The sequence below is a fragment of the Alteromonas sp. KUL42 genome, assembly GCF_006538325.1.
Taxonomy (GTDB): Bacteria; Pseudomonadota; Gammaproteobacteria; order Enterobacterales; family Alteromonadaceae; genus Alteromonas.
The window spans coordinates 26,543-52,289 of the sequence record NZ_BJKK01000006.1; the positions used below are offsets into that span (position 1 = coordinate 26,543).

At 41.3% G+C, this 25,747-nt stretch carries 25 protein-coding genes and 1 pseudogene; 24 read left to right on the forward strand and 2 right to left on the reverse strand.

What is annotated here, in order from left to right; translation table 11 throughout:
- Nucleotides 1-70: 70 nt before the first annotated feature.
- Nucleotides 71-1,126, reverse strand: coding sequence for an AraC family transcriptional regulator (locus EYR97_RS10285; RefSeq protein WP_131093736.1), 1,056 nt, complete (start codon nt 1,124-1,126; stop codon nt 71-73).
- 230 nt (nt 1,127-1,356) lie between these two features.
- Here EYR97_RS10285 and recG point away from each other — a divergent pair, with 230 nt between their 5' ends.
- The 21 genes from recG (at nt 1,357) to EYR97_RS10390 (ending at nt 22,629) form a co-directional block, all read left to right on the forward strand.
- A complete protein-coding gene (recG, locus tag EYR97_RS10290; protein ID WP_131093737.1) occupies nt 1,357-3,429 on the forward strand; it encodes an ATP-dependent DNA helicase RecG in 2,073 nt (690 codons plus the stop codon).
- Entirely contained in the window at nt 3,422-4,210 is a 789-nt protein-coding gene (locus EYR97_RS10295; protein WP_131093884.1) for a class I SAM-dependent methyltransferase, read from the forward strand. Before recG ends, EYR97_RS10295 begins: the two co-directional genes overlap by 8 nt.
- A 9-nt stretch (nt 4,211-4,219) precedes the next feature.
- Complete coding sequence (locus tag EYR97_RS10300; RefSeq protein WP_131093738.1) at nt 4,220-4,693, forward strand: peroxiredoxin; 474 nt, start codon at nt 4,220-4,222, stop codon at nt 4,691-4,693.
- Nucleotides 4,694-4,974: 281 nt separating this feature from the next.
- Entirely contained in the window at nt 4,975-5,784 is an 810-nt protein-coding gene (locus EYR97_RS10305; RefSeq protein ID WP_131093739.1) for a hypothetical protein, read from the forward strand.
- Between the two features lie 9 nt (nt 5,785-5,793).
- On the forward strand, nt 5,794-6,828 hold the full coding sequence (locus EYR97_RS10310) for an extracellular solute-binding protein (protein ID WP_131093740.1): 1,035 nt from the start codon (nt 5,794-5,796) through the stop codon (nt 6,826-6,828).
- On the forward strand, nt 6,825-8,345 hold the full coding sequence (locus EYR97_RS10315; protein ID WP_131093741.1) for an iron ABC transporter permease: 1,521 nt from the start codon (nt 6,825-6,827) through the stop codon (nt 8,343-8,345). Before EYR97_RS10310 ends, EYR97_RS10315 begins: the two co-directional genes overlap by 4 nt.
- Nucleotides 8,345-9,376, forward strand: coding sequence for an ABC transporter ATP-binding protein (locus EYR97_RS10320; RefSeq protein ID WP_131093742.1), 1,032 nt, complete (start codon nt 8,345-8,347; stop codon nt 9,374-9,376). The genes EYR97_RS10315 and EYR97_RS10320 overlap by 1 nt, the downstream gene beginning before the upstream one ends.
- Before the next feature lie 3 nt (nt 9,377-9,379).
- Nucleotides 9,380-10,561, forward strand: coding sequence for an NAD(P)/FAD-dependent oxidoreductase (locus tag EYR97_RS10325; RefSeq protein WP_131093743.1), 1,182 nt, complete (start codon nt 9,380-9,382; stop codon nt 10,559-10,561).
- A gap of 165 nt (nt 10,562-10,726) precedes the next feature.
- Complete coding sequence (pssD, locus tag EYR97_RS22685) at nt 10,727-11,131, forward strand: PssD/Cps14F family polysaccharide biosynthesis glycosyltransferase (protein ID WP_404840962.1); 405 nt, start codon at nt 10,727-10,729, stop codon at nt 11,129-11,131.
- On the forward strand, nt 11,128-11,580 hold the full coding sequence (gene pssE / locus EYR97_RS10335; RefSeq protein ID WP_131093745.1) for a PssE/Cps14G family polysaccharide biosynthesis glycosyltransferase: 453 nt from the start codon (nt 11,128-11,130) through the stop codon (nt 11,578-11,580). Before pssD ends, pssE begins: the two co-directional genes overlap by 4 nt.
- A gap of 2 nt (nt 11,581-11,582) precedes the next feature.
- Entirely contained in the window at nt 11,583-12,770 is a 1,188-nt protein-coding gene (locus tag EYR97_RS10340) for a glycosyltransferase family 4 protein (protein ID WP_131093746.1), read from the forward strand.
- A gap of 35 nt (nt 12,771-12,805) precedes the next feature.
- Nucleotides 12,806-15,001 carry a glycosyltransferase gene (locus EYR97_RS10345; protein WP_165478020.1) on the forward strand — a complete coding sequence of 732 codons (2,196 nt, stop codon included), beginning with the start codon at nt 12,806-12,808 and terminating at the stop codon, nt 14,999-15,001.
- Nucleotides 15,002-15,277: 276 nt separating this feature from the next.
- On the forward strand, nt 15,278-16,096 hold the full coding sequence (locus EYR97_RS10350) for a nitroreductase family protein (protein ID WP_131093748.1): 819 nt from the start codon (nt 15,278-15,280) through the stop codon (nt 16,094-16,096).
- Complete coding sequence (locus EYR97_RS10355) at nt 16,086-17,237, forward strand: polysaccharide pyruvyl transferase family protein (protein WP_131093749.1); 1,152 nt, start codon at nt 16,086-16,088, stop codon at nt 17,235-17,237. Before EYR97_RS10350 ends, EYR97_RS10355 begins: the two co-directional genes overlap by 11 nt.
- Complete coding sequence (locus tag EYR97_RS10360) at nt 17,234-18,355, forward strand: glycosyltransferase (protein WP_131093750.1); 1,122 nt, start codon at nt 17,234-17,236, stop codon at nt 18,353-18,355. The genes EYR97_RS10355 and EYR97_RS10360 overlap by 4 nt, the downstream gene beginning before the upstream one ends.
- Before the next feature lie 26 nt (nt 18,356-18,381).
- Nucleotides 18,382-19,689 (forward strand): arylsulfotransferase family protein, encoded by a 1,308-nt coding sequence (locus tag EYR97_RS10365; RefSeq protein WP_131093751.1) that lies wholly within the window; start codon nt 18,382-18,384, stop codon nt 19,687-19,689.
- Between the two features lie 20 nt (nt 19,690-19,709).
- Complete coding sequence (locus EYR97_RS10370) at nt 19,710-19,994, forward strand: hypothetical protein (protein ID WP_131093752.1); 285 nt, start codon at nt 19,710-19,712, stop codon at nt 19,992-19,994.
- Nucleotides 19,981-20,358, forward strand: a complete 378-nt coding sequence (locus EYR97_RS10375) for a hypothetical protein (protein WP_131093753.1) — start codon at nt 19,981-19,983, stop codon at nt 20,356-20,358. The genes EYR97_RS10370 and EYR97_RS10375 overlap by 14 nt, the downstream gene beginning before the upstream one ends.
- Entirely contained in the window at nt 20,351-20,833 is a 483-nt protein-coding gene (locus EYR97_RS10380; RefSeq protein ID WP_131093754.1) for a hypothetical protein, read from the forward strand. Before EYR97_RS10375 ends, EYR97_RS10380 begins: the two co-directional genes overlap by 8 nt.
- 116 nt (nt 20,834-20,949) lie before the next feature.
- The gene (locus EYR97_RS10385) at nt 20,950-21,438 is read left to right on the forward strand and encodes a hypothetical protein (protein WP_131093755.1); all 489 of its coding nucleotides are present in this window, start codon (nt 20,950-20,952) and stop codon (nt 21,436-21,438) included.
- Nucleotides 21,439-21,477: 39 nt separating this feature from the next.
- Nucleotides 21,478-22,629: a phytanoyl-CoA dioxygenase family protein gene (locus tag EYR97_RS10390; protein ID WP_131093756.1), complete on the forward strand. Its 1,152-nt coding sequence runs from the start codon at nt 21,478-21,480 to the stop codon at nt 22,627-22,629.
- A 157-nt stretch (nt 22,630-22,786) separates the two neighbouring features.
- Here the strand turns inward: EYR97_RS10390 and EYR97_RS10400 are convergent, their stop codons facing one another.
- The gene (locus EYR97_RS10400) at nt 22,787-23,176 is read right to left on the reverse strand and encodes a Cd(II)/Pb(II)-responsive transcriptional regulator (protein ID WP_131093757.1); all 390 of its coding nucleotides are present in this window, start codon (nt 23,174-23,176) and stop codon (nt 22,787-22,789) included.
- A gap of 84 nt (nt 23,177-23,260) precedes the next feature.
- Here EYR97_RS10400 and EYR97_RS10405 point away from each other — a divergent pair.
- The 3 genes and pseudogenes from EYR97_RS10405 (at nt 23,261) to EYR97_RS10415 (ending at nt 25,742) form a co-directional block, all read left to right on the forward strand.
- Nucleotides 23,261-23,995, forward strand: a pseudogene (locus EYR97_RS10405) (transglutaminase family protein).
- Between the two features lie 117 nt (nt 23,996-24,112).
- The gene (locus EYR97_RS10410) at nt 24,113-24,454 is read left to right on the forward strand and encodes a hypothetical protein (protein WP_131093758.1); all 342 of its coding nucleotides are present in this window, start codon (nt 24,113-24,115) and stop codon (nt 24,452-24,454) included.
- 64 nt (nt 24,455-24,518) lie between these two features.
- Nucleotides 24,519-25,742 (forward strand): efflux RND transporter periplasmic adaptor subunit, encoded by a 1,224-nt coding sequence (locus EYR97_RS10415; protein WP_131093759.1) that lies wholly within the window; start codon nt 24,519-24,521, stop codon nt 25,740-25,742.
- Nucleotides 25,743-25,747 lie beyond the last annotated feature (5 nt).

Consider the following 25,747-nt stretch of genomic DNA (forward strand, 5'->3'; position numbering starts at 1 on the left):
AAAGTTTAATACGCACTAGTTAACTGAAAAATATTGGTTTTATCTTATCGTTTTTAAAAAAATATGATCATTATTGAAACTGATCACGATATTGACTTGGTGTTTTGCCCATATGATGTTTGAAAGCGCGATTGAACGGTGCAATAGAGCCATAGCCTGCTTCAAGTGCCAACGTCAAAATAGGAATGTGTCGTTGTTGCTTATCTTCTAATTGACGACATACATATGGAATGCGATAGCTATTTAGGTAATGTGAGAAGTTACTGAATCCGAGTTCCTGGTTAATGACCTTTCGCAATTGATGTTCAGGTATGCCTATTGTTTCAGATAGGGTACCAATGGAAAAAGCCTGTTGTTTGTAAATACCCGAATCCATCGCTGCGGCTAATTTGTCTGCATGTAAAGAGCGAGGTTTTGGTGCGGTATGAACATTAGGTGAAGGTATATCAGTAGTGTTGGTAGCAGTTGCACTCTCAATATGCGAACTCTGCGCTATGTATTTAGCTGTATATAAGCTCGATAGTAGCGCGATGATTAGGGCATTTATGAAGCTAAACAGGGTAAAGTTTTTTACCTCAATCAAAACCAATTCGAACAGTGTTAATACTGCCATGTAGATACCACAGCCAATAACAATACGAAGCCTTGCATTTCGACGCTTATCTATGAGGTCATCAAAGTATCCGTAAGAACAGACAAAAACCACATAGGCCAATGTAATAAAGCCGATAACGTGATTTATATCGTGCATAATTCCCTTCGCTGAGGAAAAGAGGAAAAAATACGCTAAGCCCATACACCAAATAGCAACAGGAATGGTTACCCACTTGGGATATTGTAACAATGACTTATTTGGTTTAAGTATCTTAAGAGCAAGAAACCAAAGTGAAAATGCGGTTAGATCTGTGATTAGCAACAGTGGACGTCGCAACCAGCCATAATCTTCATCTGCAATAGGTGTAGTTAGCAGTATGTAGCTGATGATACATAGCACAAAAAACTGATAGGCACGCTTTTGACCAACTGCAGTCTTTCTACCAAACCAAAACATCAATAGAGACAGTTGACCACATGCCGCAAAGCGCAGTGCTAAATCTACTATCTCTAATTGCGTTAAGCTGATCATTATTTTAAGTGCTGCTTATGCCAATATTTTTTCGAAAGGTATTAGTTACTGTAAACAATCGCAACCACAGTTTACACAAGTGTATTAATTTATGTTTTAGCCTTGTTGATGTTTATTCTATGAAAACTGACCTAAAGCGTACTCGCCAACTTTCACGCAATCCTTTACACTTCGTTTAAATTTAAGCGCTTAGCGTTTGTATCAATAATGTGAAAGAAGGACGTCGACCAATGCAAGCACTGGCCACTACACCAATTACTGCGCTAAAGGGCGTGGGTGCAAAGGTGGCAGAAAAGCTCAATAAAATTGGCTTGTTTACCCTTCAGGACATTTTGTTCCATTTACCGCATCGCTATGAAGATAGAACCCGTATCTATAGTGTTGCAGAGTGTCGCCCTTTCACACACGTGAGCGTACAAGGCGAAGTCATGAGCGCCGATATCCAATATGGCAAAAAGCGTATGCTGGCGGTAAAGCTTAGTGATGGAACCGGCACTATTACACTGCGTTTTTTTCACTTTGGTGCAGTACAGCGTTCAATGATGACGCCAGGCAACACAGTTCGCTGCTTTGGTGAAGTACGTACGGGTAAATGGGGCATTGAAATGATGCACCCTGAGTTTAAGTTGGTAGACCAAGACGCTCCACCAAGTGAAGAGTCGTTAACTCCCGTCTATCCAACCACCGATGGCGTTAAGCAACTCACTTTGCGCAATTTAACCGAACAAGCCCTTGTCCTTCTGGATAAAGGCGCGCTAGCCGATTTGTTACCTGAAGGCATTTACGATGAGCAAATTAGCTTAAATGAAGCGTTGCATTTGGTGCACAGGCCACCGCCTGATGTTGATGTGCATGAGATGGAAGAGGGCTTACATCCAGCGCAATATCGTCTTATTTTAGAAGAGTTACTCTCGCATCACTTAAGTGTACTCAAGGTGCGCAAACTTTCTGACGCACAGCCTGGTATACCTATAGCTGTAAATCAAACCTTAATTGACAAAATGCTAGCCCAACTGCCGTTCTCACCCACTGGCGCCCAAGCCAGGGTTGTCGCTGATATTCAAAAAGATATGCAGCACGCGCGACCTATGATGCGTTTGGTACAAGGTGATGTGGGCTCAGGTAAAACATTGGTTGCGGCGCTTGCAGCGTTGTCTGCAATTGGCGCAGGGTATCAAGTTGCGTTAATGGCGCCCACTGAACTATTAGCAGAACAGCACGCTAATAATTTTAGAGGGTGGCTAGAGCCGTTAGGTATTGAAGTGGGCTGGCTTGCTGGAAAGCTTAAAGGCAAAGCACGTAATGAAGTGTTAGCGCGTTTAGAAGCTGGTGATATTCAAATGTTGGTAGGTACACATGCCATATTTCAAGAGAGTGTGAACTATCAACAATTGGCGTTAGTGATTGTTGATGAGCAGCACAGATTCGGTGTGCATCAACGGTTAGCGCTACGTGATAAAGGTGAGCAACAAGGTCGTTACCCTCATCAGTTGATCATGACAGCTACGCCTATTCCAAGAACACTGGCCATGACTGCCTATGCTGATTTGGATACATCGGTTATCGATGAGTTACCTCCGGGGCGTACCCCTGTGCAAACGGTGGTTTTACCCGATACTCGTCGTGCTGATGTGATTGAGCGCGTACGGCAAGCGTGTAAAGAGAATGGGCGACAAGCTTATTGGGTTTGTACCTTGATTGATGAGTCGGAAGTGCTTGAATGCCAAGCAGCTGAAGATGCAGCAATTACCTTGCGAACGGCGTTGCCTGATTTGCAGGTTGGCTTGGTACACGGACGACTAAAACCTGCTGAAAAAGCGCAAGTGATGGCTGACTTCAAAGAGGGTAAACTAGACTTGCTAGTGGCAACCACGGTAATTGAAGTAGGTGTAGATGTGCCTAATGCCAGTATTATGATTATAGAAAACCCAGAGCGTTTGGGGTTAGCACAATTACACCAGCTACGCGGCCGTGTTGGACGGGGGGCGGTAGAAAGTCAGTGTGTTTTGATGTACCAAAGTCCGCTGTCTAAAACAGCCACACAGCGTTTAGGTGTTTTGCGCGAGTCAAATGATGGTTTTTATATCGCCCAGCGAGACTTGGAAATTCGAGGTCCGGGTGAGTTTATGGGAACCAAACAAACCGGTATGGCTGAACTGAAAATAGCCGACTTGGTGCGCGATGCCGCACTTATTCCTAAAGTACAGGAAATTGCCTATACCTTGTGGGAAAAATACCCCAGCCATGCCCAAGCAATTATCAATCGATGGATTGGTCATAAGGAGCAATATGGCCATGCTTAATGTACTTCCTCTTGTTGTAACAACTAACACCGCCAGTTTGCATTACGCTGCTGATACTCAATTGGCAAACAGTATTGCTGATAAATGGGGCTTTCCTATTACTCGCGAAGAACATAAACCCACAGAAGGGTTTTATCTGCTTGTAAGTGACAACGTGTTAGGGTTAGCGGATGCCAGTGAAAAAAAGGTACTGCCGATAGTGGTAGGTTTTGCGTCGCCGGCGAGCTTGTATCGCAAACAGCACGGCGGAGGCCGCAAAGAGCCCATTGTTAAAGCGGTTGGACTAAAGGGAAATGAGCAATGGCACGTAGTAGATGCTACCCCTGGCCTTGGACGTGACGCTTTTGTATTAGTGAGTGTGGGCTGTAAGGTCACAATGATAGAGCGTTCGCCTATTGTCGCGGCGTTATTAGAAGATGGGATCAGGCGACTTGCTATTAATTTCCCAGAGCTAGCACAACGAATGGCACTTCAGCATGGAAATAGTGCTGAGGTAATGCAATACTTCAGTGGTGAACATGTAAATGCTGTGTATTTAGACCCCATGTTCCCACACAAAAAGAAATCTGCCTTGGTGAAAAAGGAAATGCGACTGTTTCAGCAATTACTCGGACACGATCCCGATGCTGACGCGCTATTGGCACCAGCGCTTGGGCTAGCAACACATCGTGTTGTCGTCAAACGCCCTAATAGTGCTGATGTGCTAGCCGGTGAAAAACCATCCATGGCTATTGAAAGCAAGAAACATCGATTTGACGTGTATTTGTGTCAGAAAAATTAGGAGAACCGCATGATACAAGTTGGTAGCACTCTACCTGAAGTAGATTTTAGCCTGTTAGAAAATGGCGAGGTTACAAACCCAGGTACTAACGAACTTTTTACCGATAAACGTGTTGTAGTTTTTGCGGTGCCCGGTGCATTCACGCCAACCTGTTCACAAGCGCACTTACCTGGTTACGTTGCATTAGCAGACAAAATTAAAGCGAAAGGCGTAGACAGCATTATATGCTTAAGTGTTAATGATGCGTTTGTTATGGATGCATGGGGTAAAGCGAATAATGCTGAAGACATCATCATGCTAGCTGATGGCAATGCTTACTTTACTAAGCAAATTGGTTTAGACATGAACACTGGTAACTTTGGTGGCTTGCGTTCATTGCGTTATTCAATGCTTGTTGAAGACGGTGAAGTGAGAAAAATTAACGTCGAAGATCCTGGTCGCTTCGACGTAAGTGACGCGCAAAGCATGTTAGATAGCCTCTGATTGCCATAATTGTCTTTACTCATAATTTAAAGGCTCGCAGCGTCAATGCTGTGGGCTTTTTGTTTTTATAGTAAAGTTAAATATTGGGCAAAGATGATCTTACGCATAATAATTCCCGTTGAATAGCGATAAGATAAAGATGTCTTTTATCTGCTATTTATCACTACAAAAATACACATTTTGTAGTGAGTCATATGGCATGTATGTTCGTTCAGTTACCTTTACTTGCTTAATGATAATAAGTATCATTTGCGCGATAGGACAACCTCATAGGAAATAACATGACAACAACACTGAGAAAAATGGGCGCGATGGTATTCGCTTCAGCAGTTACGCTTTTTACAATGACAGGTAACGCGTTTGCTAATGGCGATATTGGTGATCACGTAAACAACTTGCACGCGCATATCGGTGAATATACAGAGGAAGTTCACTGGCTTGAAAGTAAGTTTGGCAGTGTTGTTGATGGATATGCTGCAAGTGATAAGTCAGTAAAGACCGATGCGCTTATTGAGTATTGGGAAGAAGTCGATTTTCATTCGGCAATTGAGACACAATTCGTGCCGGTTTACGCCCTAATCTGGCAAGGTATCTACGGCGTAAAAATGGCTATTGATAACGGCAAACCGCTTAAAGAAGTGCGTGAAGAGCAAGAGAAGCTAAATCACGCCTTGTGGCAAGCGCTAGGCGCAGTTAAACTTGCGGCCCAATACCAAAAGCAAGGCTTAGTCAGTAAAGTTCAGACCACTGAAAAAGAACCGACAACGGGCCCAGAAGTTATCGACGACATTAAAAAGCGTCTCGACCGCGTTGTTGCAAAATACGCAGAGCAACTTCACGAGGTAGCTACCACACTGGTTCACGACACTTATCTTCAGCGTTTTGAAGGTGTGGAAGGCGATCTAATTGCACAAGATGCGGCATTGGTAGAAGATTTAGAAAAAGACTTTAACGTTACGCTTCCACAAGCTATCTCAAAAGACCTAGGGGTTGATGCAGTGCGTAAAGCTGTAGAGGCCATGCAGGTGAAATTAGACCGTGCACGCGAGCTTCTTGTAAAAGCAGAGAAAAGCCGTAAAGACGTATTTTAAGGAAGCAATATGCAAAGAAGAACATTCTTACAAGGCTTAGCCGCAGCAAGTGCGCTAGGTAGCCTGCCACTTGGTTTGGGTCATGCAATGACACAGACTTCCAGTGTATCAGTGGAAACATTGCCAAAATTAGAAGGCGAGTTAACGCTTTATCTTGGGCGAGGTGAGGGCGGTCTGTACGAGAATGTTCTGAAGGCTATTGAAAAGCGCAACCCTGAGTTAAATCTCAAAATTCGCAGAGGTGGCTCCGCTGCCTTGGCGAATACCATAGTGGCAGAGACTAAAGCAGGTGTGAAACGGGCTGATTTGTTTTGGGCCGTTGATACTGGATCTATCGGTATGGTTACCGATGCTGGTGCGGCAAAACCTCTGCCAGTCGATTTAACCGCACAACTCAAAGAAGGGTTTCAATACCCAAGTTGGTCACCGGTTACGGGTAGAGTGCGCACATTGCCGTATAATACTCAGCGGGTAAAGCCTGAAAATATTCCAGACAGTGTGATGGCATTAGCCGACAGTGACTTGAAAATTGGTTGGGCGCCAGCGTATTCGTCATTTCAATCGTTTGTTACCGCTATGCGTATTTTAGAAGGTGAAAACGCCACTAAGGCTTGGCTGAAAGGTATCAATCGCAACGCTAAAAAATACGCGGGTGAATTAGGCGTAGTAATGGGCGTAGAACGTGGCGAAGTGGATATTGGCTTTGCTAACCATTATTACACGTTGCGCTTAAAATCGGGTAAGCCCGATGCTAATGTCGCCATTGCATATACCAATAATGATGCAGGGTGCTTAGTTAATGCATCTGGAATTGTGGCGCTCAGTGACGGCGATTTACCTGTAAACTTCATCCGTTACCTACTAAGTCATGAAGTGCAATCGTATTTGGCAAGAGAAGCCTACGAAATCCCACTGGTTCAAAATGTAGCACAGCCAGAAGGCCTAGCAAGCTTGAGCAGTTTGTCACCACCTGATATGGACTTGCGTAAACTCGCAGACTTGCGACCTACACTGAACATTATGAGGGAAGTAGGCGTACTGTGACAAATTGGCCTAAGTCGTACCCTCTAGCGCTACTTGTGGCGCTAATGGCATTGTTGCCGGTTGGCGTTTTATTCTCGCTTGCCCAAGACAGTGCGCAACTGTTTGATACTCACAACCTACGCGTGCTGGGCAATACACTTTCTTTGGTATTGTTGACCATTGTCGGCTCTGTGTTAATTGGCGTGCCATTAGCTTTATTTACTGCTTACGTTCACATGCCTTTTAAACGCTTTTGGCTAATTGTATTAGCAGCGCCACTGGCGTTACCCAGTTACATTGGGGCTTTCGCCATGTATTTTTCTTTCGGGCAAGGGGGCGAGATAGAAAACGTATTGGGTATAAGTACACCGCCCATCAATGGCCTGTGGGGCGCTGCACTGGTAATGAGCCTGTATACTTACCCCTTTGTTATGATGACTACCCGAGCGAGCTTGTTAAGTTTGGACGCGAGTTTGGTTAACGCTGCGCGTACCTTGGGGTTAACGTTAGCTGCAAGTTTGTGGCGTGTAGTACTTCCACGTGTATTTAACAGTATTGCAGCGGGCGCATTACTTGCTGCGCTGTATGCACTATCAGATTTCGGTACGCCGGCTATTATGGGTTTAGACACCTTCACCCGAGTGATATTCGTGGAATACAACGCCTTTGGGCTTAGCCAGGCTGCCATGCTAAGCCTTCAATTGATGGTCATTGTCGGCCTAATTCTTTTTATTGAAAGTCGAATAGGTAGTGCCAAAGAGCGCCCCGGTCGTCACTTAATGTTGTTCCTTTCCCGTTGGCAACGCTATCTGGTGTTAATTGCTACTATGCCGGTTGTATTCATGGCAATTGTATTACCCCTTGCTGTATTTCTTCTGTGGTTGGTACGCGAAGGTACCGGTGGTTTTGAGTTTGAATACGCGTGGAATTCCGCACACGCCTCATTTATTGCAGCCATAGTGGCTGTCTTACTGGCAATACCGGTGGCTAACGCAGCAATAGCGGGTAAAGCAGGGCGCTTTATGGAGCGTATTACTTACTTTGGATTTGGTGTGCCGGGTATTGTGATGGGCACCGCACTGGTTTATGTAGGGTTACAATTACCCGCGTTATATCAAACCTTAAGCTTGTTGGTTATGGCCTATGTACTGCGCTTTATTCCTTTAGCAGTAGGTAGTGTTAGAACAACTTCAGAGAACATCGACTCTGGTTTGGTGAAAGCGGCAAGGGTATTGGGTGCTAGCCCGCGAGAAGCGTTTATGCGCATTACACTGCCGCTTACGCTTCGTGGTATGATAGCAGGTGCAGCACTGGTCTTTTTAGAGGCAATGCGCGAGCTTCCTGCTACATTGATGCTAGGGCCTACCGGGTTTGAAACGCTAGCAACCTATATGTGGCGAGTGTATGAGGCGGGCTATTTTGGTCGTGCTGCTGTGCCAGGGTTGCTACTTGTTTTGTTATCTGGTGTGGGTTTAATACTCATGCTGTCGGGCGAACGCAAAGCCCAATTTACCGTTACCGAGGATGAACGTTCGTAATGCTAAGTGTAAATAATTTGTCAGTGAATTATGGGTCTACCCGCGTAGTCGACAAGTTAAATTTTGAACTTGGGCAAGATGAAATTCTCATGCTGGTAGGCCCAACAGGCTGCGGTAAAACAACTATACTTCAGGCGCTAGCGGGTCTTATTCCTATCTCTGAAGGGGAAATGACATTAGGTAGCTGGCACAGTACGGCGAAAAAACACGTTCCGCCAGAAAAGCGCAATGTGGGTATGGTATTTCAAGATTTCGCCCTTTTTCCTCACCTAACTGTACAGCAGAATGTTTGCTTCAGATTAAAAGACACTAAACTTGCCGATCATTGGCTGAACTTACTTGGGTTAGATGCGTTTCGCGATGTAAAGCCATCGCGTTTATCCGGTGGGCAAAAACAACGTGTAGCTTTGGCAAGAACCTTGGCCCATGAACCTGCTTTCATATTACTTGATGAGCCGCTTTCTAATTTGGATGCAGCGCTTAAAGACAGTTTGCGCTGGGAAATTCGCGGTGCATTAAAAAAGGCCGGCGTGCCTGCTATTTGGGTAACCCATGATCAAGATGAAGCCCTTAGTGTGGGTGATAGAGTGGGTATTTTGAATAAAGGTGTGCTTGAACAACTAGACACGCCAGAGGCTTGTTATTCAACACCTGCAAGCCGTTTTGTTGCGCGTTTTATGGGCGAGGCGAGTTTTTTAAGTGCCACCTTCGATGACAGTGACAATAACCCTGAAAATATCGTTACAACCGATATCGGGAACGTTCCTGGCACACCGCTTCAAGGCGCAAGTGGCGAGGTAGATTTGCTTGTTCGCCCTGATGACCTAAGCTTAAGTGCATCACATCCACAGCCAAATGGTACTGTGGATTGGGTCCGTTATGAAGGTGAAAGCCGTTTATATGCAGTAACCTTAGACAATGGCAGCCAATTAAAAGTGCGCGTGAGCCACGAAAATGCCATTAAGCCAGGTGCACGTGCACACATGGCATTAATTACTACCCATCCACTCGCTGTATTTCCAAGAGACTAAAGCGTGATAAAACGCGACGTAATCATTATTGGCGCGGGCGCAGCCGGTTTGTTCTGTGCAGCACAAGCCGGTGCACGCGGGCGCAGTGTTGAAGTTCTTGATCACGCCAAAAAAGTTGGGCGTAAAATACTGATGTCTGGCGGAGGTCGCTGCAACTTCACTAATATGTATGCAAGCCCAGAAAACTTCCTGTCGAACAATCCGCATTTCTGTAAATCTGCATTAAGCCGCTACACACAGTGGGATTTCATAGGCCTAGTTGCCGAACATGGCATTGCTTATCACGAAAAGACCTTAGGGCAATTGTTTTGTGATGACAGTGCTAAAGACATTGTGGATTTATTGCTAAATGAATGCAGCAAAGCTGGTGTGACTATTACCACGCGCTGTGAAATTTTAACGGTTGAAAAAGATGAAAGTGGGTACTTACTTTCAACTTCTAATGGCGATTACAGCTGTGAGTCATTAGTGATAGCAACGGGCGGCTTAAGCATGCCTAAGTTGGGGGCAACGCCATTTGGTTACAAAGTCGCTGAGCAATTTGGCCTTAACGTGCTGCCGACACGCGCTGCACTTGTGCCATTCACCCTGCATGACAAAGACAAAGAAACCCTTGCCGAACTAAGTGGCATTGCTACTGATGTTTATGCCACTTGTAATGGCACCACATTTAAAGAGGCTATGCTATTTACACATCGCGGGTTAAGCGGCCCGGCAATGTTGCAGGTTTCCAGTTATTGGGAAGCGGGAGATACGCTAAGTATCAATATGCTGCCGAATAATGACGCCCATGAGCTTATTAATAACGCGCGAGAAGCCGCGCCAGATGCTTTATTAGCGACGTGTTTAAGCAAAGTTTTTCCAAAGCGATTGGTACAGAGTTTTATCGAATATAACGGTTGGCGCAATGTACCTGTGAAGCAGTTATCACACGGCGAATGTGATGCCATTGCCAATACGCTCGAGAATTGGCAAATAAAACCCAATGGCACAGAAGGCTATCGTACCGCAGAGGTCACTATTGGTGGTGTTGATACCAACGAACTATCTTCTAAAACCATGATGGCCAAAAATGTAGATGGCCTTTTCTTCATAGGTGAAGTTGTTGACGTGACCGGCTGGTTGGGTGGCTTTAATTTCCAATGGGCGTGGAGCAGTGGGTGGGCAGCTGGCCAGGTTGTCTAAATTGAAACTGGCAACCGAACTTTTTGAATCTTTACGCACTTACATTTAATATATCGTAAATGTAGTAAATATGTAGAGCAAACTGTGCACGCTAAACAAAAAGTATTGTTGTTAATATACGGAGAAGGCGGGCATAGAACGGAAATGGTTCGTTTGGTAAAACAAATGACTTCAAGTTCCAGTTCTTTATTGTACGTATCCTTGGGGAGTTCACCGTTAAAGTCGGGAGAAGTCGCTCACTATTTCGCACCGTCAACTCGACATAAATACAGCTGGATAAAAACGTTTTTTTTGCTACCTGGAATTATAGTAACTTTTTTGAATTTGCTGAGAATCCTATACAAATATGAAGTTACGGGTGCAATATCAACAGGCCCTGGTTTGTGCGTTACCCCCATGTTAATCATGAAGTTAATTGGTATAAAAACCCTTTACATAGAGTCTTTCTGTCGTATTTATAGTCGTTCTATTTCAGGAATAATAATGAGTAGAATTGCAGATAGATTTCTTGTTCAATCTGAAGAACTTCTATCTCTATATCCAAAAGCTGAATACAGCGGTAGATTATGAATATTTTGGTGACAGTGGGGACTACACCATTTGATTCTCTTATTAAAGCCACAGATGAGCAGATCTCCAACAAAAAACATGCAGTTATTTGTCAAATCGCTTCAGGTCGATATTCGCCAAAAAATCACTCTTACTTTACTCATTCAGAGACTTTTCAAGAGTTTGTTGCACAAGCCGATTTAGTTATCACGCATGGCGGTGCAGCAACAATATTTGAATTATTAGAGCAAAGTAAGAAAATCGTTGTTGTCCCTAATCTAGTGCGTATAGATAAACATCAGTTGGAACTTGCGAAATATATAGAAGCAAATAATTACGGTGTTGTTTGTGAAAACTTAAATAAGCTGAGCGAAAAAGTAGTTGAATGCTGGGCGTCTAGTTATAGCGCCTTTGAGAGGAAACCTTTTTTTATGCAAAATGAAATTTTGAATTATTTTGAGATTTCATAGCAATGAGACTTTTGTTCTTAACCCCTAAACTTCCTTTCCCTCCTATAAGTGGAAGTTCAATCAAAAGTTTTAGAGTATTAGAGCATCTTTCACAATTACACGATGTATCAATTGGCTGCTTTCTAACTAATGAAGAAGATGAAAGAAATACTGAGAGTCTTACTGCGCTTATATCAAATATAGATGTGTTCCACTCTTTCTTGAATATTCCTAGAACACCGAAGAATTTATTCAAAAGTTACTTCGCCAACATACCATTAACTATTTACCGAAATCATTCAAAAGCGTTTAGAGCATTAGTTGAGGAGCGTGCTTATAACTATGATGTTATTTTTGTTGATCATTATCTGATGTATCAATACGTGCCTAAAAGTTATCAAGGGCGAGTAGTCGTACATCAGCATAATGCAGAGCATGTGATGTGGTTTAGGTATGCAGGTTTAACGTCGAATATCATAAAAAAATTCGCCATTTACTTTGAGGCTCTTAGAATAAAGCGGTATGAAATCGACATGTGCCGTGTAGCGAATAAAGTGCTGACTGCACCAAATGATAAGATAGCGCTGACTAAAGCGGGTGTGTCAGTTCAAAAGTTTATCGATACATATCACTTGGGAAATGAATCGTCACTCACTGCGCCAGAAATGGTATTTGAGGATACTTCCGTCAGCATACTGTTTATAGGAACACTAACATGGGAGGCAAATGTAGATGGGCTAATTTGGTTCTTAGAAGTATGTTGGCCAATTATTCAACAGAGTATTCCAGAGGTTACATTTAGTATTGTAGGTCGATATAACGACGCTATAAAGCGAAGGGTTCATTCCCTCAATCAAAACATCCAGTTACTTGGTTATGTTGAAAATTTAGAAGAAGTATACAAAACGCACCGTGTATGTGTTGCACCACTGAGGTTTGGCAGTGGAATAAAAGTCAAAGTTGTCGATGGCTTGTATCGCGGAATACCAATGGTTACTACAAATATTGGTGCGGAAGGTCTATCTCTCGTACATGGTGAACATCTATTTATAGAATCAGATAAAGAAGGTTTTGCGCGAAGTGTTATTTTACTTTTGAAAAATAAAGCCGAGTGGCAGCGTCTTAGCAGCAACTCACGTCAAATTATGAAGGAAAAGTACACTTGGGAAAGCGTATTTGAAAACATCGATGAGAGTTTAAAATACGTATGAGAGAGTATGACCAGCAGCCGTTAGTTAGCGTATATATGGCAACGAAAAATCGTGCATATTTACTCAAAAGAGCTATTGAGTCTGTACTTTCTCAAGACTATTCAAATATGGAAATTGTTATTGTTGATGATGCATCAACCGACGAAACTTCGGTGCTATTGAAACGTTACAGCGGGAATGATGAGCGGGTTTTCTGGCTTAAAAATGATATTAGCCAAGGCGCAGCCGCAGCGCGTAATAAGGCACTTGAAGCCTGCCGAGGAAAATTTGTTACTGGACTTGATGATGATGATTATTTTTTACCGAGTAGAATTAGCTCACTGTTAAATGCTTATGATAAACGATATGCGTTTGTATGCAGCGGTGTCGTTTGGGATTTTGGGCATCGCAAGAAGAAAGTAGATACGAAGCCTTTGGAATTCAATTTAGAGCAACAGCTTAATTATAACCATGCGACGACACAGGTGTTTGTAGAAAGAAAACGATTCCTTGAAATTGGTGGGTATGATACCAAGCTATGTGCTCGCATAGACTATGATGCATGGACACGTTTGATATTAAAATATGGTAAAGGGCGACGCATTAGTTGCCCAACTTATGTTTTAGATCGAACTGAGGGCATTGATCGGATAACAAATAGTGATTTCAATGCAATAGGCAATCATCAATTTATAGCAAAGTTTAAACACTTAATGAGCCGGAAAAATTTACTGAACCAAGAGTTTTGGGCTCTATATGCTAAAGGAGAACGACTGCACTTTCGTGAATTAGTACCTCAATTGCTGGCTGGTAATTCCATGATGAAATTAAAGCATGTAGTGCGTAAGTTTTTTTGCTCCTTAAACGCCAGTGAAGTTGTCCTAAAAAAACACCATGCGCTAAGAGACGGCATGTTAAGCATTAGAAAGAGCGATAAAGAAGTGCAACAAAAAAGTGAAAAGCAAAACCTAATTTGGTTATTGATTGAAAAAGTGTTTAATCTTTTTTTGAACTTTGCTTTTTTTCTTATTCTAGCGCGTTATCTAGGACCTTCAGATCTAGGTCAATTCTCCGTTATTGTTTCACTATTCTTTTTATTGATCCCTATTTCTAGTTTAGGCCTAACGGGGATAGCTACAAAAGAGTTTCTAGTAAAAGGTGAAGACGAGCAGACGGTGTTTGGCACTGTAACAGGCATACGGTTAGTTGGAAGTATTTTAGCGGGTTTAATTGCAGTAGCTTCGGTATTAGCAGGCGTATTTAATATTTCGTCAGAACAATACTCTGTTGTTGTGATGCTCGCATTTGCCAATTTGAGTAGAAGTTTAGGTGTCATAGAGCTTTATTATAAAGCAAACGCTATAAATCATTATGCTGTCATAGTTCGTTTAGTGGTTCTTTTATTTTCTTCAGCAGTGAAATTCTTAGGAATTTATCTGGAATGGTCGCTTAGTACATTCTTGCTATTCGTAGGAGCAGAGTGGATAACCATACATCTAGGGTACTATTTAACACTTTTGTATAAAAAGACCGAAATAGCTCGGTGGAAGTTTTCGTTCAAGTACAGCAAACAGCTGATACGGCGATCACTTTGGTTAGTCTTTTCTGGGCTTGCTTCTTATGTGTATTTAAAAACAGATATACTAATGATCGCTTACTTGATTGATGAAAAAGAAGTTGGACTCTATGCCGCTGCCACGAGAATGTCTGAGATTTGGTATTTCGTTCCTGCATTGATAATGACGGTGTTTTTTCCAAAATTACAGAGTCTTAAACATGACTCACATACTGAATATACCCAACTACTTTCAAAGGTACTGCAGTGCCATCTAATATTGGCTTTTGTTATTGCCACAATTACTACTGGGTTGTCACAGTGGCTTATTGCACTACTTTATGGAGTAAGCTATAGCAATTCATCTTCAGTGATCGCAATTCAAATATGGGCTCTGATATTTGTTTTTATTCGAGGAGTTTACTCTTCGTGGTTGATTTTAGAGTCACATTATAAATATTCATTGGTTTCTCACTTAGCAGGAGCTGTGACAAATATTTCACTCAATTTATTCCTAATTCCCCAGTTTGGGGGCAAAGGAGCCGCAATTGCAACGCTAATTGCTTATTTTGTCTCGAGTATTTTGGTTGTATACGCTTTTTCTAAAACTCGTGAATTTTGGAATATCACAGTTTGCGCTACCAAAGCGATATGTACATTTCCATTAAATTTTTTGTCAGGGATTACTCAGCGATGAGCAACATCAGACTACTACTAAAGAAATTGGTGCCGAAGAGGACCAAACGTTTGATTTTGATCCTGCACGCCTTGTCTTTACGATACACATTGCATTTTTTTACTCTTAGACCATTTCTATCTTCTGTGTATTATTGCTTTTTTAGTCGAAAATTTGATCGCGAGCATCTCTCTGTACTGTCAGGTCGACTTGCCTATCTCAAAAAAAACTGGTCAACAAACTACCAGCAATACGCTATTGAGAAGGAATATACATAGGATTGAGAAAGGCTTGATAATGGAGCCTAGAAAGTGTGTCTTTGCTTTAGATTATATAGACGAGACAGTTAATGCCTTTTATGAGGCAAGTCGAAATCCGTATCATAGTGAGCGAGAGATTAAATGGGCCAGCGACGTTCTTTGCGAATATTTTGATGTCATCGAGAGAGAGCACCTTTCACTCAAAACAGTATTACTCCTTGAGCAAGTAAAATGTAGAGTTAATAAAATAGCTAGACACAATGCAGATGCGCATATCCCTTATACCTTTTCAAAAAGGAAGCTGGCGAATATTTCATATGAACAGTTAAAAATGCTATTCGAACAAAGAAGGTCAGTTCGTTGGTTTGAAAATAAACCAGTACCGAAGTCTGTGATAGAAAAAGCCGTAGATCTTGCGACTTTAGCGCCGAGTGCCTGTAACAGGCAGCCATATCACTTTTTAGTTATAGACGATGGACAATTACTAGATGAGTTAATGGCTTTACCCATAGGGACCAAAGGTTTTGCGCACAATGTTCCCTGCTCGATAGTTGTGACCGCTGATTTGTCTTATTTTCCCACAGAGAAGGACAGACACTTAATATATATCGATAGCGCATTGGCGACAATGCAACTTATGTTGGCTTTCGAAACATTGGGGTTAAGTTCGTGTCCAATTAATTGGCCAGACATAGAAGAGAGGGAAGAGAAAATATCTTCACTACTAGACCTAGACACTACTGTCAGACCCATTCTGCTGCTTGCGGTTGGTTATGGCTCGGAAACCGGAAAAATCCCATATTCTCAAAAGAAGGGCGCGAGTCAATTAGTGAGCTACATTAACAATGAAAGTTGAAATAAAAGGCGTTGAGTTTTGCAATAAAGGCGCCGAGCTTATGTTGTATGCCATCATTCGTGCACTTACTTCTCATGTTCAGGGTTGCGAAATTGTTTTGGCTCCAGGTTATTTGTTGCCTTACGAGCGAAGAGCTAAATTAGGTGCATGGCAAAAGTTTAGCTTTCGCTTTTTGGGAATAGACTGGACATGGTTAGGTAATGTTTTGCCGTCACCAGTTAGACAGCAACTTCGTCACTTTGGTATTGTCGCCGAAAGAGACATTGATGTTGTGCTAGATGCATCAGGCTTTGCTTATGGGGATAAGTGGGGGGCAAACAACTTCAAGCAGACACTCAAACAACTGAAGCGAATTAAAAAACGCAAAGTACCTTACATCTTCTTACCACAGGCGTTTGGTCCATTTAAAAATGAAATTAAAAATAAACTAATGAGAAATATTGTTTCTCATTCAACGTTTGTTATTGCTCGCGATCCAGTTTCGTTGGCTCATCTGAAAGCGCTAAAGGCGCGACAAGGTGATAACAAAATAACACTTTTTCCAGATTTCACGCCTTTGGTGGATTCACGATATATAGAGGTTCCAATCAGCCTACCCGATAATTTGGTCAGTATTATTCCAAATTACAAAGTGTTTTCTCACCAAGATGAGCAACGTTATGATAAGTATATTCAATTTTTGGTAGATACGATTACTTGTATTCGGTCATTTGGGCTTACCCCAATTCTACTTAATCACGAGGGTGAGCGAGATCACCAAATTTGTTTAGATGTTTCTGCGATGCTGCAAGAGAAACCTTTAATTTTGTCTGAGTTAAATGCACTTGAAGTAAAGAAAGTTATAGCCTCAAGTTTGTTTTGTGTTTCTTCTAGGTTTCATGGCTGTGTAAGTAGCTTAAGTCAAGGCATTCCTGCTTTAGCGACAAGCTGGAATCACAAATACGAAGAATTATTCGACTACTACGAATGTTCAGATTTTATTATCGATATAGACACATCAATTTCTACTACATATGACTTAGTGGCACATTTGATTGAAGAAAGAGAAACCATAGCAGAGGGTTTACATGTTCGAGCTAAAGCACATAGAGCATCTGTTGAAATGATGTGGACAGAAGTGCTAGAGCATGTAAAAAGATGAGAGTAGCCATACTTGCAAACGACAAAGCTAGCTTTATCAAGCCGATGGCTGAAGGGTTGGCTAACATGCTGCGCCGTTTGGATGCAGAGCCTGAGGTTTTTTATGATGGTTTGGCAATTCTAGACTTCAGTGTATCGGAATCGCTAAAACGCAGTACTAAAAATGGTATAAAGATCCTCTTAAATGGTTTAGGTCAACGTCATCATGTACTTGAACAAACAATATCTCGAGAGCGATTATCCAGTTTTGAGAAGCAGTTAAAGACGTTTGATGTATTGGTTGTTGTTTGCAATATTCCCGATGCTTTTCTTGCTAGTAGGCTTATCGGTATAGAGCGCTTTCGAAGAAAGTTCAGCCTTCCAGTTGTTCTTTATCAAAACTATTATCTTGCGACTCGCGGTCCATGGATAAACAAGATAAAAAAGTGTGGTGGTTTTGGCTTAGAGCGATATGACTGGTATTTAGCTGCTTCTATGGTCAGTGAATATCCTTTAACTACGGCTCGTCATCCGTGTTCACTGATAGGTCATGATCTAAGGTGTAATTCACTTAATAGTGAAAAGAAAAAGCATTTTCGAGTGTTACTGGACTTTGAGCGAAAGGGAAATGAGAAAGAAAGAGCGCTCCAAATTCAAGCACTGGAAACGCTGAAAATAGATTACTTACAATTGGAAGGTCACTACAGTCAACAAGAAATCAGGCAACTCTACAGTCAATATAGCGCTATATGTTTATCTTCCCGAGAATCATTTGGACTGCCAATAGTAGAGAATCAATTATGTGGAAATTTAATATTCACGCCACACAGAAACTGGGCTCCTTCTCATTACATCAATAAATCTGTGCTTGAACCGGGAGAAGCCTCATTGGGTCGCAACTTTTATGTCTACAACAATGATATGAATACATTAAAAGAACAGTTGTCTTATGTTCAACAACATTACGAGCCTAAGCATGTAATTGAGAACTTTCGGCAAGAATATCCTCATCTATATCATGGCGATCTAACAGCATTAAATGACTGCATAACGAAAGTACGCAAAGGAGACATTACCTGTCATTCTCACTTGGAGTATGAGAAGTTAAATTCAGAAGTTGTGGCAGATAGTGATTGTTAATTGAAAGCGCTAGCGAAGTATTACATATGAATAGCCGTTCTTTTTTTCTTATTGCGCTTACTATTATTAGCATGGCTTACGGTATCGCATCACAAAAATATCAGTGGTTTCCTGCTCCTCAAGCCCGTGCAGTTATAGGGCAAGCAAGGTTGGCCTTGGACGAACTGTTCTTCTCTGGAGAGCGTTGGTATTACTTACCTTCTGAAGGTCGTGCACTAGTTCCTACTTATGAGGCGGAGCAGGTACAGCCAGGATTTACTCTGATTACCGGCATTGCACAAGACAATACCTTACAAATCAGGATCGTTTCATTTAAGGGAGAAATTATCCACAAGTGGAATGTAGACTGGTATAGCATATGGCCAGACGCAGAGCATCTTCCTCAGTATCTTCAGCCCAAAGGGAAGCCAGGTACTCACATTCATGGTTCCAAATTGATGGACAATGGCGATATTGTATTTAACTTTGAAAATTTGGGCCTTGTAAGGCTTAATGCATGTGGTGAGACTGTTTTCAAACTGCCTTATTTGACACATCACGCCATTAATGTTGATGACAACGGACACTTTTGGTTACCTGGAAGAGTAGATTATGTTACCTCGCTCTCTGACTTCCCGAATTATATCCCACCTTTTAAAGACGACACAGTCATAGAAGTTACCAATGATGGTCATCTAGTTAGAGAAATTTCTGTTATGAAGTTACTTAACGACAATGGTTATGCTGGTTTAATGTACTTGGCTGCTGCAGGGACCAAAGAAACTTATGTTAGTGGTGATGTATATCACATGAACGATGTGGAAGTTTTCCCTTCTCATCTTAACCAAGGCGTTTTCCGTCATGGTGATATCATGGTTTCATTGCGAAATATCAATACGGTATTCATTTTTAATAAAGATACACTGAAGATACGTTACCTCACGACTGGAAAATTTGTGAGGCAACATGATCCTGACTTTATCGATGGAAATACGATATCTGTCTATGATAATAATCACATTGCTCCCGATGATTTTGGTCACAACAGCAGGATTGTGCTCGTCAATGCAGATACCAATGAAGTCTCTACGTACTTTGAAGGTAATGATGAGGTGCCTTTTTATTCCCATAAAATGGGAAAACATCAGTGGTTGGAAAATGGAAACCTTCTCGTTTTAGAGTCTATGAATGGCCGAGTGTTTGAACTCTCTAAGGAGAAGGGTATTGTGTGGGAATATAATAACATTATTGAAGGCTCGGAAGTGGTTGGTATTATGGAAGGCGCAGAGAGAATATCATTAAAATTTAATAAGGCTTTCTTTAGCAATAAGTTGGCTTCTTGCAAACCGCACTAGTTATCCTCTAGAGAAGTAAAATGACGAATGTTAGAAAAGTAGCTATATCAATCATTTTCATGGTGGTGTCTTGTGATGCTTTCTCCTATATGGGGCCTGGTGGCGGGCTTACCGCTATCGGGGTGTTGATTGCCTTAGTTGGGTTCATTTTTTTCACTGCTTTAGGGTTTGTTTGGTACCCGATTAAGACTTTCTATAAGAAAATTAGAAAGCAGTCTTTAACTCCTAATAATACCGATGAAATGCAGCTCAAGGATGCTGAAGACGAAGGTGCAAGAGAGCAAGCAAAAAATGATAGCGTTTAGTGTGTCTCTCGTATCAGTATGTGTATTTGTATGGCTAATTCACATATTCAATATTGTTGGCCTACTATTATCAGCCACTCGCTTAATTTACCAAACCAGTCAAAAAGTCGTAACTTCAAATATTAGTGATGCAGAGAAGCAAGCCATAGCGCAAAGCGTGGCGGTAGATCTGTTTGCAAATATGGTCAAAGTCATCCTTCGTTGTTCAATGGCATTATTGGTGTCTCTGCTTCCTGTGCTCATAGCCGTAATACTTGGTGTTACTTCGAAAGACGCCATGCTTGACGTTTTGGGCTCTCCAATTCTCCTAATACTGAGCGCAGTGGCCTTTGGTATTTCTTTTATGGCAATAAGACGTGTCTGAATTTGAAGATAACTACAATACCTTAGACAAGACCTTGCATCGCTTGGCTTTTAATACAGTCAAAATACAAAAATGGTTGGCAGAATTTGAAAGCGATTTATATAGAACACAATTGCGCAGTATAGAGGTAGAACGCCCTGTATTTATTTCTGGACTGCCTCGTTGTGGCACAACGGCGCTTTTAAATGTTCTGTGTAGAGCAGAAGAGTTTTGTTTTCACACGTATCAAGATATGCCATTTCTCTTTACTCCTATAATATGGTCACAGCTATCACAGCGGTTTAAGAAAAAGTTGCCGTGGACAGAACGAGCACACCGAGATGGACTTAAGATAAATCAATCAAGTCCAGAAGCGTTTGAAGAGATGTTGTGGCAAGCTTTTTGGCCTACAAAGTACTCATCATCTATATCAGTGTGGTCAACAAATAGAAGTGAGCAGTTCGATTCGTTTTTTGTCCAACACATAAAAAAATGATGTTAAGAGAGCAGAAAAGCGGAGAATGTAGACACCAGCGATATATTTCAAAAAATAACCTTAATATCGCGCGCATTTCATATATTAAATCGCTTTTTCCTGACAGTATAGTAGTTGTGCCATTTCGAGAACCCGTTCAGCACGCTTACTCATTGTATAAACAGCATCAAAATTTCATTGAACTGCATAAAAGTAATGCGTTTGCTCGGTCTTACATGAAAGCCATAGGGCACTACGATTTTGGCATCGATTTCAAACCAATTAATTTTAACTTGTGGCATGATAGCGCGAGTTCGAATCCTAATGAGCTAATTTTTTGGCTTGAATATTGGCATCAAACTTACCAGTTTGTTCTGAAGCACTTCGCACAGTCATGTATTTTTGTTGATTATGACTATCTCTGCCAAAACCCTCAAAACAGTATTGAAGTGTTGTCAGCAGCATTACAAATACAACCTAGTAATATAGAGTCACAGGTTTCTGGCATACGTTCGGCAACGAAGCATAACCTGAATACTACAATGTTGAGTGAATCACTTGTTTTATCGTGTTCTAATATTCACGAACAACTACAAACAATCTCCGTTAATAATTCTCAGCGGTAATCTGTGTGATTTAGCAAAGTAGTAGGGTAGTGGGAAACAATGAACATTAAAAAAAACTTGGGTTTTTACTATAGGCTAGTTCAGCAATATCGCAAAAATAAAGCGGTATTTGATAGACTGTTAAAATTAGAACATCACCCACTTACTTACTATTCTGTTTTAAACAAAGCGTTGATCGAAGAGCGAGATGTAATTCAGGCCACTATGGCTGGTGATATTGTCATCGTAAAGGACATCATCGGAAATCTGCAGTTGACGGCTCTTGTTGATGAGTTGTGCAGAGACCACTTTGATCATGGTTATGAAAACTTAGAAAACATTCATGCAACAAAAACGCTTCATGAAATGATTGATTGTGCGTTGCAGGTCAAAGATGCATTACCCACATTAGTCATTCAGTCTTCTATAATGCAAAGACTGCTCGCCCCCCATTCCGAAACTTTCTTTTTAGAGCAGCAACCTAATTTTAGACTACATTTGCCTTATTCAACGGTTTCGCAGAACGAAGATTATATTGAATCTAGAATAGGAAGAGGGAAATTGAATCCTCATGGCCAGCATAAGGACTCATGGCGATATCATCCACAAAATACGATAAATGTTTGGATTGCGTTAACACATGCAACTGAGAAAAACGGTCTTTCACTATTACCGAAGAGCTCAGAATATCACGCTAAATTCAATGCTGATGAACGGGAAATAGATCCACGAGTAAAGACATACCCTGCTTTGCAATATGTAACAAATTTGGATCCGGGTGACGCATTGATATTTCACGCTGAGTTACTGCACGGCTCTATTATTAACACCACAAATAAAACCAGAGCAGCCTTATCGATGCGATGTACACTAGATAAGCCAGAGTTTCATAAAAAGTATCAATACAATTACATCAAAGTCGACAAAGGATATTTTAACAACTTAACTAAGGAAAAACTCTCTCCACAAGGTCGGTTTGAGCCAAAATCACAATCGCTAAGTTGCCTTGCTTTCGATGAAAGAGGATCTGAGTTGCAGCCCCAGAGCTATGATGAAAGTCATATATACATCAAAACACTGGGTGAGACGCGCAGGTTTCCTAGAAAGTGTCCACATGCTGGTGCTGATTTGTTAAACGGCGAGTTGGATGAATCTGGGAAACTCATTTGCCCTTCTCACAGGTTGTGTTTTCACGGCGAAGTATGTAACTAACAGACTTGGATTAATGCGTAAATATATCTTCAAAAAAACCAAGCTGTCAGTACGTAGTGCCCTTCTACTCCAGACTTTGAATACACTGAGCATGCCTGCTGTCTAACGGTTTTTTCTTTGGTGTTTCGCGCAGCGGCTATGCTGCAATGAGCCATATTCAGACTTCTAGTGTTTTCATAATCCCACATTTTTCAACGGTATTTTCTGTTGAACAAGCTTTCTTCATAACTTGAAGCTCTAATTTTAGTGCTCGCAAGTCCTCAATACGTTTGCTGACCAAATCAAGTTGGTTGGCAATGAGACTATTGATTGAAGAGCAGCTTTCTTCAGGTCTGTGTTTTAGCTCAATTAAAGTCTTAATATCAGTCAAAGGAATATCAAGGCTTCGACAGTGTTTTACGAACACTAGTTCTTTCAGTGCTTTCTCGTCATATAGCCGAAAATTCCCCTCACTACGACTAGGTGACTTTAGTAAACCTTCCTTTTCGTAGTACCTAATTGACTGTATGGAGCAACCAGAAGCTTTAGACAGTTGACCTATCTTCATATTTTCAAAATCTTGCTTGACTCTATAGTTACTATAGATTTTATAGTTGTGGAATGCAAAGCTCATTAAAAAAGTGTATGTGACATGAACGAGAGTTATTTATCCGAAACAAAAATACTGAATTTTAATCACGAGGCTATCCAGCAATTGATCATAGAACGAGATTGGATGAATTTAGATAGCTACAACAAGATAGGTGCTGCTTACACTTTTGTTAAAGATGAAATTTACTTCGGTTACAACCGCAGCGATGATATAGCGGCAAATGAAGTGTTAGCTGATGGATACGGACAGTGCAATACCAAGGGAAATTTGTTGATGGCACTATTACGGGCACTGGGAATTCAATGCCGATTTCATGGTTTCACTATTGAACAAAAACTTCAAAAAGGTGCTATTCCCTCTTATGTGTTTTGGCTTGCGCCTAAATACATTATCCATAGCTGGGTCGAAGTTTTTTAACGGTGAATGGATTAATTTAGAGGGTTTTATACTCGACAATACTTATCTGAGCGCAATTCAATGTAAATTCAGCAAAACCAAAGAGAGTTTTTGTGGTTATGGTATCGCTACAAACTGCTTAGAAGCGCCAAAAACTGAATGGACTGGAAAAGCCACTTATATACAAAAAGAAGGAATTCACGATGACTTCGGTTTATTCCATTCCCCCGATGAGTTTTACAATCAAAAGGAACTAATTTATCGGGTTTAAAGCGTTGGATATATCAATCGGTGATACGTCATCTTATTAATATGAATGTCAATAGATTGAGAAATAGTCAAAGCCAAACTGGGGATGAGAGAGCGCAGCCACAATGATAGTGAATGCCGTTATTGATTTGCTCTCCTTTATCAATACTTTCACTTTATATCAGGCTTAGATTCTTACTGATAAATTTGTTATCTTACACCCGTCTAATCGAAGAGAATAGCGCTGTGAATACCAAGGTTGCTGTAAAGATATTGTTGATAATATCGATTGTTTTACAATCGCTCTTTGCTGTATCTGCAACTATGGAAAGCCATCAGTTAGACGTAGAGCATTTGCAAACTGTTCATGATCACCAGACCGATCATTCATCTAAGGCTGATAATGATAAAGACCACGATATGGAAGACTGTCACCATTGTGGGCATTGTAGTGGTAATCATACCAGTTGGATTTTGACAAAAGTGTTTGCATCAAACCTGTCGTTGAATCACCCTCATGATTTCAACAGATTGACGCTATCACCTCTTGGTATTTCAAATAGGCTTTATCGACCACCTATAGCTTAACTTTTTTCCATACAGCGCGTATTCGCGCAGACACAATTTGGTTTAATAAAAGTTAAGAGTAACTATGAATAGTATTTATCGAACTATTGGCGTAGCGTCAGTGGTCATTATTGCTGTATTTGCAACAAGCAAAACATTGGCTAGTGAAAGTCAAAACTCATCCCCTCAACATGAACAATCCCACAAACATAATAAGCTCAAAAATGAGGCTTACTACAAACGCGTTGACAATGAAGAAAGCAAAACAACGGGACTTGTGGAAAAGGAAGAACAACATGAAGAGAGGATTTCTTTAAGTGCTGAAAAAATAAAATTAGCAGGCATTAAAGTTGAATCAGTGCTCCCTAGTATACACATAAATATGGTGTATGCACCGGGTGAAGTTAAAGCCAATGGCTATAAGAGCTACATTGTTTCGCCTCGCACAGACTCGGTAGTGATTAATCGTCACGCAAGTTTAGGTGACCAAGTAAAACAAGGTCAAAAATTAGTTACCTTGTTCAGTGAAATAATGGCCCAAAATCAGGCTGATTTTTTAATTGCATCGTCAAACTGGGAGAGAGCCAAAAAGCTAGGTAGCGATAATTTAAGCGAACGTATGCTAGTTGAAGTCGAAAATATTTATAAAGGCGCCTACGGTAAGCTAGTTGCATTGGGTTTAACAAAGCAGGCAATTGAAAAAATATCTCAACAAGATAGTTCGACGTTTGGGAAATACGATCTTATTGCTGAACGAGACGGTGTTGTCTTGCAAGATGACTTCGTGCAAGGACAACACATAAAGGCTGGCGAGGCGATTATGTTACTCGCCGATGAGAACGATCTATGGATAGAAGCTAATGTTGCCCCATATAAAGAGTTAAATTTAGCGTTAGGAAGCTCTGCGCTAATTGATTTGAATGGCACTAAATACCCAGCAAATGTCATACAAGAAGCTCACACCATCAACCCTGTTACTCGTACTCGAACCGTCAGATTGTCGGCAAGTAACACTGAACATAAATTGCATTCGGGTATGTTTGTGAAGGTATATTTTCAGTTTGACTCGAACAGTGAAGTAATAGCCGTACCAGAAGAAGCGCTGATAAAAAACAGCGATAGCGATTGGAAACTGTTTGTCGAGGAGCATCCAAATGAGTTCAGAGCGGTTGAAGTCACAAGAGGCCGATCTTTTGGTGAATATCGGGAAGTCTTGGGAATTGAACCTGGAACTAATGTCGTTACGCGTGGCGCTTTTTTTATAGCCTCAGAGATGGCAAAGGGCGGGTTTGATCCGCACAATCATTAAGGAGG